This is a genomic window from Hydrogenophaga sp., assembly GCF_030651625.1.
Taxonomy (GTDB): Bacteria; Pseudomonadota; Gammaproteobacteria; order Burkholderiales; family Burkholderiaceae_C; genus Hydrogenophaga.
The window spans coordinates 61,882-76,424 of record NZ_JAUSCF010000017.1 but is presented as its reverse complement, the minus strand read 5'-3'; the positions used below and the strand labels follow the sequence as shown (position 1 = coordinate 76,424).

Annotated in this window: 12 protein-coding genes; all 12 read right to left on the bottom strand. The window is 63.6% G+C overall.

All coding sequences use genetic code 11. The annotated features are described in order from the left end of the window. Positions 1 to 10: 10 nt before the first annotated feature. Genes Q7V46_RS06130 through rsmH form a run of 12 tightly spaced genes read right to left on the bottom strand, consistent with a single transcriptional unit; the run spans position 11 to position 14,543 of the window. Positions 11 to 802, bottom strand: coding sequence for a cell division protein FtsQ/DivIB (locus tag Q7V46_RS06130; RefSeq protein WP_304912636.1), 792 nt, complete (start codon positions 800 to 802; stop codon positions 11 to 13). Continuing rightward, complete coding sequence (locus Q7V46_RS06125; RefSeq protein ID WP_304912635.1) at positions 803 to 1,783, bottom strand: D-alanine--D-alanine ligase; 981 nt, start codon at positions 1,781 to 1,783, stop codon at positions 803 to 805. It abuts the gene before it with no gap. Then, on the bottom strand, positions 1,780 to 3,189 hold the full coding sequence (gene murC / locus Q7V46_RS06120) for a UDP-N-acetylmuramate--L-alanine ligase (protein ID WP_304912634.1): 1,410 nt from the start codon (positions 3,187 to 3,189) through the stop codon (positions 1,780 to 1,782). The genes Q7V46_RS06125 and murC overlap by 4 nt, the downstream gene beginning before the upstream one ends. Then, the gene (murG, locus tag Q7V46_RS06115; RefSeq protein WP_304912633.1) at positions 3,186 to 4,265 is read right to left on the bottom strand and encodes an undecaprenyldiphospho-muramoylpentapeptide beta-N-acetylglucosaminyltransferase; all 1,080 of its coding nucleotides are present in this window, start codon (positions 4,263 to 4,265) and stop codon (positions 3,186 to 3,188) included. Before murG ends, murC begins: the two co-directional genes overlap by 4 nt. Next, complete coding sequence (ftsW, locus tag Q7V46_RS06110; protein WP_304912632.1) at positions 4,262 to 5,569, bottom strand: putative lipid II flippase FtsW; 1,308 nt, start codon at positions 5,567 to 5,569, stop codon at positions 4,262 to 4,264. Before ftsW ends, murG begins: the two co-directional genes overlap by 4 nt. Beyond that, on the bottom strand, positions 5,569 to 7,410 hold the full coding sequence (gene murD, locus Q7V46_RS06105) for a UDP-N-acetylmuramoyl-L-alanine--D-glutamate ligase (RefSeq protein ID WP_304912631.1): 1,842 nt from the start codon (positions 7,408 to 7,410) through the stop codon (positions 5,569 to 5,571). The genes ftsW and murD overlap by 1 nt, the downstream gene beginning before the upstream one ends. Continuing rightward, positions 7,407 to 8,585: a phospho-N-acetylmuramoyl-pentapeptide-transferase gene (gene mraY, locus Q7V46_RS06100; RefSeq protein WP_304912630.1), complete on the bottom strand. Its 1,179-nt coding sequence runs from the start codon at positions 8,583 to 8,585 to the stop codon at positions 7,407 to 7,409. Before mraY ends, murD begins: the two co-directional genes overlap by 4 nt. Then, a complete protein-coding gene (gene murF, locus Q7V46_RS06095) occupies positions 8,575 to 10,017 on the bottom strand; it encodes a UDP-N-acetylmuramoyl-tripeptide--D-alanyl-D-alanine ligase (protein ID WP_370690289.1) in 1,443 nt (480 codons plus the stop codon). Before murF ends, mraY begins: the two co-directional genes overlap by 11 nt. Beyond that, entirely contained in the window at positions 10,014 to 11,582 is a 1,569-nt protein-coding gene (locus Q7V46_RS06090) for a UDP-N-acetylmuramoyl-L-alanyl-D-glutamate--2,6-diaminopimelate ligase (protein WP_304912629.1), read from the bottom strand. The genes murF and Q7V46_RS06090 overlap by 4 nt, the downstream gene beginning before the upstream one ends. Next, a complete protein-coding gene (locus tag Q7V46_RS06085) occupies positions 11,582 to 13,315 on the bottom strand; it encodes a penicillin-binding protein 2 (RefSeq protein ID WP_304912628.1) in 1,734 nt (577 codons plus the stop codon). Before Q7V46_RS06085 ends, Q7V46_RS06090 begins: the two co-directional genes overlap by 1 nt. Then, on the bottom strand, positions 13,312 to 13,620 hold the full coding sequence (ftsL, locus tag Q7V46_RS06080; protein WP_304912627.1) for a cell division protein FtsL: 309 nt from the start codon (positions 13,618 to 13,620) through the stop codon (positions 13,312 to 13,314). The genes Q7V46_RS06085 and ftsL overlap by 4 nt, the downstream gene beginning before the upstream one ends. Further along, positions 13,617 to 14,543 (bottom strand): 16S rRNA (cytosine(1402)-N(4))-methyltransferase RsmH, encoded by a 927-nt coding sequence (rsmH, locus tag Q7V46_RS06075; RefSeq protein ID WP_304912626.1) that lies wholly within the window; start codon positions 14,541 to 14,543, stop codon positions 13,617 to 13,619. Before rsmH ends, ftsL begins: the two co-directional genes overlap by 4 nt.

Sequence of the window (14,543 nt, the reverse complement as noted above, 5' to 3'; positions counted from 1 at the left end):
TTGCTACTGATTACCTTCTGTTTTGTGTTGAGCCAGGGCCTGCACCGTCCACGGTGGTGACACCTCGCAGCCTCAGGGCATATCCGTTGGGGTAGCGCAAGTCGACCGCTTGCAGTTCACCCGGATATCGCTGGGTCAGCTGATTGAGCGTGCCGGTGAAGCGGCGCGTGCGTTCGATCAGGTTGTCCGGCGTGCCACGTCCCAACTCCATGCGGGCGCCGTTATCGAGATGGGCGCTCCAGTTGCCACGTTCGTTGAGTTCGAGTCGTTCCAGGCTCAGCTCCATGCGGGCGAGCTCATCGCTGAGCTTCTGGTAAAGCGCCCACACCAGGGCCGACTGCGGCAGAGGACCGGCCAGTTCGGGCAGGTTGTCACTGTCGTCAGGGCTGGCTTCAAACACCTCGCCATGCAGATTGACCAGTTGACCTGAGCCGGTCTGGCCCCACCAGGCCACCGCCTTGTGTTCTTCCAGCGTCACGCGAAGCCGGTTGGGAAATTCGCGTTGCACGATGGCGCTACGCACCCAGGGTACCGATTCAAACAACTGGCGCACCTGTTGCAGATCCACCGTGAGAAAACTGGAGTTCACGCGCGACCGCAGTGCATTGGTCAGTTGCGCCTTCAGCGACACAGCGTTCTGGTGCACCACATCGCCATGTACCGTGATTCCCTGGATCGTCCATCCGGGATGTCGAACCGCCCAGTTACCTGCCATGACCAGACACAAGACAGCAAAAACCACTGCCATGGCGCGGGTGGCCATCTGCATGAGTCTGATGTCGAGTGGCAGGTCGGTTGTCACTCAGGTCTCCTGGGTGGGGGCCGGATTGTCAAGCGTCGCACCTGCCAGCACCGAGACACACAGATCTTCGTATGACATGCCTGTGGCACGTGCCGACATGGGCACCAGGGAATGGCTTGTCATTCCCGGCGAAGTATTGATTTCAAGCAGGTAGGGTTTGCGGGTGGCCGCGTCGATCATCACGTCAGCCCGCGCCCAGCCACGGCAGTCCAGGGTGAGGTAGGCTTTGAGCACGAGTGCCTGGATCGCGGTTTCTTCGGCCAGGGGCAATCCGCTGGGCACGAGGTATTTGGTGTCGTCGGTGAAGTACTTGTTCTGGTAGTCGTAATTGCCGTCGGGCGCCACGATACGGATCACAGGCAGTGCCTTCGCCTCTGCACCCGTGCCCAGCACCGGGCAAGTGACTTCGTCTCCCGCAACGAACTGCTCGCACATCACATGCGGATCTTGTCTGGCAGCGAGTGCGTAGGCGGCGGCACACTGATCCGCATGGGTCACCTTGCTCAAACCCAGCGTGGAACCCTCGCGCACCGGTTTCACGATCATGGGCGAACCCAGTGCCTCAAACGCAGCCTCGGTCTCTGAGGCGCTGTGCACCTGGCGCCAGGCCGGCGTGGGCAGGCCTTCTGCCAGCCAGATGCGCTTGGTCATGAGCTTGTCCATGGCCACAGCCGATGCCATCACACCCGGGCCGGTGTAGGGAATGCCCAGCAACTCCAACGCGCCTTGCACCGTACCGTCTTCACCCAGTCGACCATGCAATGCGATGAAGCAGCGTGCAAAGCCTTCGCGGCGCAGATCGTCCAGTGCCCGCTCTGCAGGATCGAAGGCGTGCGCATCAACACCTTTGGACTGCAACGCGGCCAGCACGCCCGTGCCCGACATCAGCGACACCTCGCGTTCGGCCGAACGGCCTCCCATCAACACGGCCACCTTGCCCAGTGATTCAGGGTCCATCGACTTGTTTTGCTTCGTGCTCATGCGCTTTGCTCTCCGGCCAGTTCGATCACCCGCCCTGCCACCGCGCCGACCGTGCCAGCGCCCATGCACAAGACCACGTCGCCATCGCGCGCATTGTCGAGCACGGCCTGTGCCATGGTGGCGATGTCGTCCACAAACACCGGTTCGAGCTTGCCGGCCACACGCAGGGCCCGCGCCAGCGACCGGCCGTCGGCCGCAACAATAGGGGCTTCGCCGGCGGCGTACACCTCGGCCAGCAGCACCGCATCGGCCTGGTTGATCACCTTCACGAAATCTTCAAAGCAGTCTCGGGTGCGCGTGTAGCGGTGGGGCTGGAATGCGAGCACCAGGCGTCGGCCTGGATAGGCACCCCGCGCTGCTGCCAGCGTGGCCGCCATTTCCACCGGGTGGTGACCGTAGTCATCAACCACGGTGAAGCTGCCACCAGAGGGCAACGCCGCCTCGCCGTGGCGCTGGAAACGGCGACCCACGCCCTTGAATTCCGCCAATGCCTGCAACATGGCTTCGTCTTCCACGCCAAGCTCCACCGCAATGCCGATGGCCGCGAGCGCATTGAGCACGTTGTGGTCGCCCGGAAGGTTGAGCACCACATCGAGGTCGGGCAGCTCCACACCATTGCGGCGCTGGACCGTGAAATGCATCTGGGTGCCGACCGCGCGCACATTGATCGCTCTCACCTGGGCGTCTTCAGAAAATCCGTAGCTGGTGATGGGGCGCGCGATCTGGGGCAACAACTCCCGGATGGTGGGGTCGTCCACGCACACCACGGCCGCGCCATAAAACGGCATGCGGTGCAGGAACTCCACAAACGCCGCCTTCAGGCGACCGAAGTCGTGGCCATAGGTGTCCATGTGGTCGGCGTCGATGTTGGTGACCACCGAAATCACGGGCAACAGGTTGAGGAAAGAGGCATCGGACTCGTCAGCCTCGACCACGATGTATTCGCCTGAACCCAGTTGGGCATTGGCGCCTGCGCTGTTGAGGCGGCCACCGATGACGAAGGTCGGGTCCATGTTGGCGGCAGCCAGCACGCTGGCGACCAGGCTGGTGGTGGTGGTCTTGCCGTGCGTGCCTGCAATGGCCACACCCTTTTTCATGCGCATGAGTTCGGCCAGCATGACGGCACGCGGCACCACCGGCACCAGCTTGGCATGCGCGGCCACCACCTCGGGGTTGTCTTCCTTGACCGCCGTGGAGATCACGATGGCGTCTGCGCCTTCGATGTGCGCTGCGTCGTGACCAATGAACACCTCGGCACCCAGTGCCACCAGCCGGCGCGTGACCGTGCTCTCGCCCAGATCGCTCCCGGAAATCCGATAGCCCAGGTTCAGCAGCACCTCGGCAATGCCGCTCATACCGGCGCCTCCGATGCCTACAAAGTGGATGTGGCGAATGGCATGTTTCATGACTTCTGACCTTTCGCCAGCGATTCACATGCGGCCACAACTGCCGCCACGGCATCGGTCTTTTCCATCTGTTTCGCTTTGTTCGCCATCTCCATCAGCTGCGCCCGGGTCGCAGTCTGGATGGTCTGGGCCAGGGATTGGGGCGTGAACCGAGGCTGGGGCACCAGCCAGGCGGCGCCCGCATCCACCAGAAAGCGGGCGTTGGTGGTCTGGTGATCGTCCACCGCTGAAGGGAAGGGCACAAAGAGGGCCGCAGCGCCGACCGCAGCGATTTCCGTCACGGTGCTGGCGCCAGCCCGGCACACCACCAGATCGGCATTGGCAAAGGCTTGTGCGGTGTCGTCGATGAAAGGTGTGAGTTCGGCCCGAACCCCGACGGCAGCGTAGTTGGCGCGCAATTCTTCGATCTGCTTTTCACCACTCTGATGAACCACACTGGGCCGGTCGCTTTCCGGGATGAGCGCCAGGGCCCTGGGCACGGTGTCGTTGAGTGCTTTGGCACCCAGGCTTCCGCCCACAACCAGCAGGTGCAGGGGTCCGCTGCGTTGCTCGAAACGCTCAGAGGGCGATGGCTGCTGGAGAAACGGGGCGCGCAGCGGGTTGCCGACCCAGTGGCCTTTGGGGAAAACGCCAGGAAATGCCGTGAACACGCGATCAGCGATACCAGCCAGCACCTTGTTGGCCATGCCAGCCACGGAATTCTGTTCGTGCAGAACCAGCGGCTTTCCCGCCAGCACGGCCATCATGCCCCCGGGAAAGCTGATGTAACCGCCCAGACCCAGCACCACGTCGGGCTTGACCCTTCTCACGACACCCAGCGCTTGCCAGAAGGCGCGCAAGAGGCGCAAAGGCAACAGCGCCAGCGTGAGCGCGCCCTTGCCGCGCACGCCGCCGAAGTCGATGGTCTCCAGCGGAAAACCACGTGGAGGAACGAGCCGGCTTTCCATGCTCCCGGGCGATCCGAGCCAATGCACGCGCCAGCCCTTTTCGCGCAGGGCTTCGGCCACCGCAAGACCGGGAAAGATGTGGCCGCCCGTGCCACCGGCCATGACGAGGGCGCAACGTTGGCCGCTCATGCGCGACCCCCTCGCATCATCTGGCGATTCTCGTAGTCCACCCGAAGCACTATCGCAATAGCCACCAGGTTCATCAGCACAGCCGATCCGCCGTAGCTCATCAGCGGCAAGGTCAGACCCTTGGTTGGCAAGGCGCCCAGGTTCACGCCGATGTTGATGAAGGATTGAAAGCCGATCCACAGTCCCACGCCTTGCGCGACCAGTCCGGCGAACACCTGGTCCAGTGCGATCGCCTGGCGGCCGATGTGCATGATGCGGCGTGTGAGCCACATGAACAGGCCGATCACCACGAGCACGCCGACCAGCCCAAATTCTTCACCGAGCACGGCCAGCAGAAAGTCGGTGTGCGCCTCAGGCAGCCAGTGCAGCTTCTCCACGCTACCACCCAGCCCGACACCGAAGATCTCGCCGCGGCCGAATGCAATCAGGGAATGCGAAAGCTGGTAGCCCTTGCCCAGCGCATGCTCGACGCTCCAGGGGTCCAGGTAGGCAAAGATGCGCTCACGCCGCCAGTCACTCATCATCACCATGAGGGCGAAAGCCGCCACCACCACCAGCGCAATGAGGAAGAACATGCGTGCGTTCACGCCACCCAGGAACAGGATGCCCATGGCGATGACCACGATGACCATGAAGGCGCCCATGTCGGGTTCGGCCAGCAGCAGCATGCCCACCACCGCCACCGCCACGGCCATGGGAGCCACGGCACGGAAGAACCGTTCCTTGACTTCCATGCGCCGCACCATGTAGTCGGCCGCGTAAAGCAACACCGCCAGCTTGGCCAATTCGGATGGCTGAAAGTTGATGATGCCCAGCGAAATCCAGCGACGCGCACCATTGACGCCCTTCCCTATGAAAGGAAACAGCACCAGCACCAGCAGCACCAGTGCGATCGCAAAAAGCCACGGTGCTGCACGCTCCCATGTCTTCATGGGGAACTGGAATGCCATGATCGCGGCCACAACGCCGATCATCATGAACAAACCGTGCCGAGCCACGAAATGGGTGTGGGTGTAGTTGGCGAAACGGGGGTTGTCAGGTAGCGCAATCGAAGCCGAATACACCATGACCAGTCCCCAGGCCAGCAGACCCACCACCACCCACAGCAGCGGCTGATCGAAACCGAGTTCGCGCACCGCCAGATTGCGCGAGCCCGAGTAGGTGCGGTTGGACAAGCGAACCGGCAGGCCGTCGCTCGCGCCACCAGTCGCCAACGCGCCCGCCAGGTCGCGACCCAGCAAACGGCCCAGCCACGAGGGCTTGGCAGTGGGGCTGACGGGCGAACGCTTGCGCGAGGTGGCCATCAGTGAGTGCCCTCCAGGCTCACACCTTGCTCGTGGGCAAGGTCGGTCACAGCTTCCACGAACACCCGGGCCCGATGGATGTAGTTGTCGAACATGTCCAGGCTGGCGCAGGCCGGCGACATCAACACCGCATCTCCCGGATGTGCGTGTGCCGTGGCCAGGCGAACCGCCTCGGGCAGGGAGGATGCATCCTGCAGCGGCAGCTGGGCCTGCGCGATCGCATCGCCCACTTGCTCACGGATCAGCGGCGCATCGCGCCCAATCAGCACCACCGCGCGGGTGTGGCGGGCCAGGGCATGGGCCAGCGGCGCAAAGTTCTGACCCTTGCCATCACCACCCAGGATCACCACCAGCTTTCTCTCGGCGCCGAGCCCCTCGACTGCAGCGAGGGTGGCCCCCACGTTGGTGCCTTTGCTGTCGTCGAAGTATTCGACACCCTGGATGATCGCGACCGGCTCCACACGGTGAGGCTCGCCCCGGTATTCACGCAGCCCATGCAACATGGGACCCAGTGCGGCACCGGCAGACGTCGCGAGCGCCAGAGAAGCCAGGGCGTTGGCGGCGTTGTGTCTGCCACGGATGCGCAGCGCCTCCACCGGCATCAGTCGCTGGAAGTAGATCTCTTCGGCTTCCTCCGCGGCACGGCCGCGTCTGCGCGTTTCATCGACGGCGAGCGCGCGGACCAGCCACTCCATGCCGTTGACTGTTTCGATGCCCCAGTCCTGTGGACGCGTTGGCGTGTCGGTTCCAAAAGTGGCATACGGCCGCGCCGGCTGCAGGCGGTTGCGCCCCCCCGCCTTGACGGTGACGAGGGCGGGCTGCATGGCCATGACCTGTGCATCGTTGCGGTTGAGCAGCATGAGGGCCTGGGTGCCGAACACATGGGCCTTGGCCTGCCCATAAGCAGCCTGTGAGCCGTGCCAGTCGATATGGTCTTCGCTCAGATTGAGCACCGCACTGGCGGTGGGGACGCTGTCCCAGGCACCGCCCGATACGCCGTCCAGTTGAAAACTGGAAAGTTCAAGCACCCACACGGCGGGCAGGTGCCTGGGCTGCTCGGGTTCGATCGGCGGCGGCTCCAGCAGGGCCGGGCCATCGCCTTCTACGTCGGGTTCGGCAGGCATGTCAGATGGCGCGTCTTCAATCGCATCGGCGTTTTCATCCTCGGATTGCTCGGGCGACTCGTCCGTCTGCCGATCTGCGTCCGGTGCATCGGGCGTCCGTGATGACAAAGCGTGATCCAGATGCGCGCCGTGATCTGGCTGGTCAACCGTGGATGCCGATTCGGCAGCGGCGGCGTCTTCCTCGGCCTGCGCCACCGCTTCCTTGTCGATGGCGTCGGACAGCACATCCAGCAGGCTGGGGCCGATGTTGCCGGCGGTGGCCACCTGCACGCCCGCGCGCTGCAACAGCAAGCTGGTCAATGCCGTCACGGTGGTCTTGCCGTTGGTGCCTGTGATGGCCAGCACCTTGGGGCGGTAGGGCAGGCGCTCCCGCTGTGACAAGTCTTGCAGCGCCTGGGCAAACAGATCCAGTTCGCCCAAGACAGGCACCCTTCGGGAAGCAGCCCATTCGTGCACCACCTGCAACTGACTGGGCGCCAGGCCCGGGCTGCGCGCCACCAGCGTCCATTCGCATCGGGCCAGCAAGTCTGCGTCAAACGCGCCGGAAATGAAGCTGGCGTGCGGGCACTGGCTGGCCAGGGCTTCCCGCTGGGGTGGTTGTTCACGGGTGTCGGCCACCGTCACGCGCGCACCCTGGCGCAGACACCAGCGCGCCATCGCCAGGCCGGAGAGGCCCAGGCCGAGTATGAGCACGTGTTGGTCTTTGAGGTGGTTCATCGCAGCTTCAGGGTCGACAGCCCCACCAGACACAGGAGCATGGTGATGATCCAGAAACGAACCACGACCTGCGTTTCTTTCCAGCCCTTTTTTTCGAAGTGGTGGTGCAGCGGCGCCATCTGAAACAAACGGCGACCCTGACCAAAACGGCGTTTGGTGTACTTGAAGTACGTCACCTGCAGCATGACGGAGAGCGCCTCCACCACAAAGATGCCGCCCATGATGGCCAGCACGATTTCCTGACGCACGATGACCGCGATCGTGCCCAAGGCGCCCCCGAGCGCCAGCGCACCGACGTCTCCCATGAACACCTGTGCCGGATGCGTGTTGAACCAGAGGAACGCCAGGCCCGCGCCCGCCATGGCGGCACAGAAGATCAGCAGTTCGCCCGCACCCGGAATGTGTGGCACCAGCAGGTAACGGGAGAACACGGCGTTGCCGGTCACATAGGCAAAGATGCCCAGCGCCGAGCCCACCATGACCACCGGCATGATGGCCAGACCGTCCAGACCATCGGTGAGGTTGACCGCGTTGCTGGAACCGACGATCACGAGATAGGTCATGACCACAAACCCGAAGACGCCGAGCGGGTAGCTGATTTCTTTGAAAAAGGGCACCATCAGGCCGGCCTGGGGCGGCAGGTCCACCGTGAAACCCGACGCCACCCAGTTGTAGGCCAGTTGCAGCACGCGCAGGTTGCTGGTTTCAGACACGCTGAACACCAGATAGAACGCCGCCACCAGCCCGATCACCGATTGCCAGAAGTATTTTTCGCGAGAACGCATGCCCTCCGGGTCCTTGCGCACCACCTTGCGCCAGTCGTCCACCCAGCCGATGGCGCCAAAACCCAATGTCACCACCAGCACGATCCAGACGAAACGGTTCGACAGATCGAACCATAGGAGTGTCGACAATGCGATGGAGAAAAGAATCAGGACCCCACCCATGGTGGGCGTGCCACCTTTGCTGATGTGGGTCTGCATGGCGTATTCGCGAATGGGTTGACCGATCTTCAAAGCTGCGAGGCGACGAATCACGAACGGGCCCGCCACCAGGCCCACGAGCAAGGCCGTCATGGCCGCCATCACGGCACGGAACGTCAGGTACTGGAACACGCGCAGGAACCCGAACTCCGGAGAGAGCGTCTGGAGCCATGTGGACAGGCTAAGCAGCATGGGGTTTGTCCTTGTTGTTATTGGGCCCGGTCGCCTCGTCCAAAGCCGCCAAGGCTTGCACCACCCGCTCCATCCCCATGAATCTCGATCCCTTGACCAGTGCGCTGCGCAAGCGCGGTGCGCCAGCAACCGGGTGCATCAGCCCCGCCACATGCACTGCCAGATGAGGCACGTCAGCCCAGTGCACCGGAGCCGGCTCGCCAGCGGCCTTCATGGCAGCCACAGCCTGCGCCATCCAGTTGCCCGCCACATGCACGTTGTCCAGGCCACGCGACGCGGCGTACCGCAGCACCTCGGTGTGAAAGGCCAGACCCTGATCGCCCACCTCTCCCATGTCCCCCAGCACCAGCAAACGCGGGGCTGGAAGCTCAGCCAGCACATCCACTGCCGCGCGCATGGAGTCCGGGTTGGCGTTGTAGGTGTCGTCGATCAGTGTCACTGCGCCGGTGGGCAACTGCAGGGACAACGCGCGCGAGCGACCCCCCACAGGCTCAAAGGCGCTCAAGCCTTGGGCAATGGTGGGCAGATCGACGCCTGCCGCAAAGGCGCAGGCCGCAGCGGCCAGGGCATTGCGAACGTTGTGCCTTCCGGCAATGTGCAAGCGGCACGATACCAGGTTGCCACCGATCACGATCGACAGCTGCCAGGCGCCCTCTTTCCACACGGCGCTCTGCACTTGCACATCGGCCGCCGTGTCGTGATCGCTGAACGTGAGGGTGCGCCGCCCGCCAGCCAGTTCGCGCCACAAGGGCGTGAAAACATCGTCAGAAGGGAAAGCCCCCACGCCATGGGCGGGCAGCGAAGACAGCACACTTCCGTTTTCCTGGGCCACGGCTTCCACGCTGGACATGAATTCCAGGTGTTCGCGTTGGGCGTTGTTCACCAGAGCCACCATCGGTTGTGCGATGGCGGCGAGCTCGGCGATTTCCCCGGGGTGGTTCATGCCCAGCTCGACGACCGACAAGCGATGTGCCTCGTTGAGGCGCAACAGCGTGAGCGGCACCCCGATGTCGTTGTTGAAGTTGCCCTGCGTGGCGTGCGCCGCATCGCCAGCGGCTGCTCGCAGGATGGCCGCGATCATCTGCGTGACCGTGGTCTTGCCGTTGCTGCCCGTCACGGCAATCAGTGGCAGCGGGAACTGCGCACGCCACAGACGGGCGAGTTCACCCAGCGCGCTGCGCGTGTCGGGCACTTCCACACCGGGCAAACCTGCGCTGGCGAGCCCATGGTGCGCCAGCGCTGCGACCGCGCCTGCGTCCTTGGCCTGTGGCAGGAAGTCGTGTGCATCAAAGCGCTCGCCCTTGAGTGCCACGAAAAGGTCGCCAGCACGCAGGCTGCGCGTGTCCGAATGCACCCGTGCAATGGGCACGTCGGTGTTGCCGATGGCATGCGCACCGGAGAGCTGCAAAAGGAGCTGGCCCACCGTCCTCACGCCTGGCTCCCTTCGAGTTGTCTCAGTCGATTGGTGAGCGCCAGCCGCGCGTGACTCACATCGGAAAACGGGCGCTTGGTGCCTTGCACGTCCTGGTAGTCTTCATGCCCCTTGCCTGCCACCAGCACCACGTCTTGCGAGCGGGCCTGCCCGACCGCATGTTCAATGGCCTCTGCGCGATCGACCAGCACGGAGGCAGCCTCCGGACAGGAGAGACCTGCGACCATGTCCTGAAGAATGCGTTCGGGATCTTCGGTGCGGGGGTTGTCACTGGTCAGCACCGCATGCTGCGCCTCGCGCTCAGCCACCGCCGCCATCAACGCACGCTTGCTCCGGTCACGATCGCCTCCACAGCCGACCACGACCCAAAGCGCGCCATCACGCTGCCTCGCCACGGGCCGGAGCGCCTGCAAGGCTTTTTCCAGGGCGTCGGGGGTGTGTGCGTAGTCCACCAGCACCCACGGTACCAGTGACGAATCACCCTGCGCTGGCGCCACGGTCTGCATGCGTCCAGGCACCGGAGAGAGAACCGCGCAAGCCGCCACCGCATCGGCCAGAGGCACACCCAGCGCGCGGGCACCAGCGAGCACCCCCAGCAGGTTGGACACGTTGTATTCACCAACCACCGGCAAGCTCAGCAGATGCACGGCAATCTCGCTGCCTGCGCCATCCCGCTCGACCACTTCCCACTGCATGCCGTGGACGGTATGCACCAGATGCCTGCCAACAAGTCTGGCCGTTTCCGCAACAGGCCCAGTCCCATGAGCGATCGTCCACAAATCGAGGTCCCGCTCCGCCAGCACCGCAGCCAGCTCCCTGCCGCGAACATCGTCCAGGTTCACCACCGCTGCCGCCAGACCAGGCCAGTCAAACAACATCGTCTTGGCCGCCCAGTAGCTTGACATGTCTCCATGAAAGTCGAGGTGATCCTGGGTGAAATTCGTGAACACCGCCACTCTGACCTGCGTGCCGTTGAGGCGACCTTCTACGAGGCCTATGGAGGAGGCCTCGATGGCGCATGCCTTCACGCCGTCGTTGACGAACTCGCGCAGCTGTTGCTGCAAGCGCATCGGATCGGGTGTGGTCAATCCGGTCGGCACAAGAAAAGCTCCGGCGACTTCTTCGGCAGCGGACGGCACGCGACCCATGCCCAATGTGCCGACCAGCGCGCAATCGCGCGCGCAGGCGCTGAGCAGTTGCGCCATCCACCATGCGGTGGAGGTCTTGCCGTTGGTGCCCGTGATGGCGATCACGTCCAGCTCCCCACTGGGGGTCTTGCAGAACGCGCTCGCGACAAGACCAGCCTGCGCTTTCAGACCCTTCACCGCGGCGATGGGCGCCTGGCCGTCGAAAGCGAAAGTGTCCGCACCTTCTTGCTCCACGACAACAGCCGCAGCACCAGCCTCCAGCGCGGCACGAACAAAGCGCCGCCCATCCTGAGCAGCGCCCGGCCAGGCCACAAAACCATCGCCAGGCCGGATCTCACGGCTGTCGCAATTCAGCACGCCCGTCACGCGATCGTGCAACCATTTCGTCACGGCCAGGGGAGTGTCGAAGGTCTGCATCAGAACGACTCCTCCACCAGTTCAGCCACGATCTGTGGCTTGACGTCCATATCGGGCTGCACGCCCAGTATGCGCAGGGACTGCTGTACGGTTTCACTGAACACGGGCGCTGCCACCACGCCACCGTAGTAATGGCCATTGCGAGGCTCATCGATCATCACCGCCACCACGATGCGCGGCGCCTCCACCGGCGCCAGGCCCACGAAGAAGCTGCGGTATTTCTTGTCGGCGTAGCCCTTGCCTTCCTGTTTTCGGGCGGTGCCCGTCTTGCCACCGACCGAGTAACCCATGGTTTGCGCCCGCGTGGAGGTGCCTCCAGGCTGGGTGGACAGAGCCAACATGGAACGCACCGCGCCCGCGCTCTTCTGACTGAACACCCGGATGCCGGCAGTGGGTTCGTCGGTCTTGACCAGGGTGACCGGAATGAGTTCGCCATCGCGAGCAAAGATCGTGTAAGCCTGCGCCAGCTGAAACAGAGACGCCGATACCCCATACCCATAGCTCATGGTGGCCTGTTCAATCGGGCGCCATGTCTTGTACGGGCGCAAGCGACCAGTGACAGCACCCGGGAACGGCAGTTGTGGTTTCTGTCCAAAGCCGGCTTGAGCATAGGATTCCCACATGTCACGCGGCGACATCTGCATCGCCATCTTGACCGTGCCCACATTGCTGGACTTCTGGATCACTTCGCTGACCGTCAGCACCCCGTTGTCCCTGCTGTCCCGGATCGTGGCACCGCCAATCTGCATGCGGCCAGGGGCCGTTTGGATCGGCGTGGAGGGCTTCACCAGCCCCTTCTCCATTGCAAGCGCCGCAATGAACGGCTTCATGGTGGATCCAGGCTCGAAGCTGTCGGTCAGTACCCGGTTGCGCAGCTGTTCACCCGTGAGATTGACCCGGCGATTGGGATTGAAACTCGGGTAGTTGGCCAATGCCAGCACTTCACCCGTCTGCGTGTCGAGCACCACCACGCTGCCAGCCCGCGCCTTGTGGGTCTGCACCGCTTCGCGCAGCTTCTGGTAGGCGAAGAACTGGATCTTGCTGTCGATCGAGAGCTGCAGGTCGGGGCCATCCACCGGCGGCACCACATCGCGCACATCTTCCACCACCCTACCGAGGCGGTCCTTGATGACCCGGCGCGATCCGGCCCGACCGGACAGCTGCTGGTTGAAGGCCAGCTCCACACCCTCTTGCCCGCGATCTTCCACATTGGTGAACCCCACCACATGCGCCGCCGCTTCGCCTTCCGGGTACTGCCGCTTGTATTCGCGTCGCTGGTAGATGCCTTTGATGCCAAGCGCAGCGATCTCCTTGGCGATCGGATCGTCCACCTGGCGCTTGATCCACACGAATGTCTTGTCTTCATTGGCCAGGCGCTTGCGCACCTCAGCCAGAGGCATGCCGAGCAGCTTGGCGAGATCCCGGATCTTGGGGTCACCCTTGTCCACGTCCTCGGGAATGGCCCAGATGCTTTGCGCCACCACACTGGAAGCCAGGATCAGGCCGTTGCGGTCCAGCACCCGACCCCGGTTGGCGGGCAATTCCAGCGTGCGTGCATACCGCACCTCGCCCTGGCGCTGAAAGAAATCGTTTCCAAAAACCTGCACATAAGCGGCACGCGCACCCAATCCCGCGAACGCAACCGCCAGCCCCGCCACGATGAACTTGCTGCGCCATACCGGCGTCTTGCTGGCAAGCAACGGACTCGCACCGTAATTGATGCTGCGACTCATGGCCGCCCTCCCCGCGCTTCCGGCATGGGCGCCACCAGCGGCTCTGGCACGACGACGTACTGGGTGATGCCAGGTGTGACTGGACGCATCTGGAGCTGGCGGGTAGCCAGTTGTTGCACCCGCGCCGGCGTGGCCTGGGCGCGCCGCTGCACGACGAGTTGCTCGTACTCGACATTGAGCTGGCGGGACTGCGCCTGCGCCCGGTCCAGCGCCGTGTACAGACGGCGAGACTCGTACTGGGTGTGCACCAGATAAAATGCACTGATCAGCACCGCCGCAAGCAGCACAAGGTTCAACCTGATCATGCCGACACCTCGGTGCGCTCGGCCACGCGCATGACCGCGCTTCGGGAGCGCGCATTGCCTTGCACTTCGGCCTCGCCGGGCTTGATGCGGCGGACATGGCACAGCGCCATCGGAGCAGGTTCTGCAAATGGAACGCGGCGGTCCACCACGGAACGCGAGTGGCGCGCCATGAACTGTTTGACCATGCGGTCTTCAAGGGAATGGAAGCTGATCACCACCAGTTGTCCGCCCGGACGAAGCACCTGCAGACTGGCCTCTAGCGCTTGTTGCAACTCTTCAAGCTCGGCGTTGATGAAAATCCGAAAAGCCTGAAATGTGCGCGTTGCAGGGTCCTTGCCCGGCTCGCGGGTTTTGACCGCGCCAGCCACGACTTCGGCCAGCTCGAGGGTGGTTCGAAAAGGGCCCCGTTCCTGTCGGCGACGATCAATCGCCTTTGCAATCGGTTGAGCAAACCGTTCTTCGCCATATTCACGGATGACCTCCGACAGAGTTGAAATTTCGGCCGTTTCGAGCCACTGCGCCACACTCTGGCCACGCGTGGTGTCCATGCGCATGTCCAGCGGGCCATCGCGACGAAAAGAAAAACCCCTCTCGGGGTCGTCGATCTGAGGGGAGCTCACACCGAGGTCCAGCAACACCCCGTTCGCACTGGCATGCCCGAGCTCGCCCAGATGACAGAAGCCCTGGTGCCGGATGACAAAGCGGCCATCGCTGACTGCCAGTTCGTGCGCGTCGGCAACCGCCTGTGGATCTTTGTCGAAGGCCGTGAGTCGCCCTTGTGGAGAGAGCCGCTGAAGAATCAGGCGGGAATGCCCGCCGCGGCCATAGGTCGCGTCGACATAGTGTCCGTCGGGGTTGATTGCGAGCGCCTCCACGGCTTCGTTCAACAGGACGGTTTGATGATTCCATGCGTCTTGCACCAT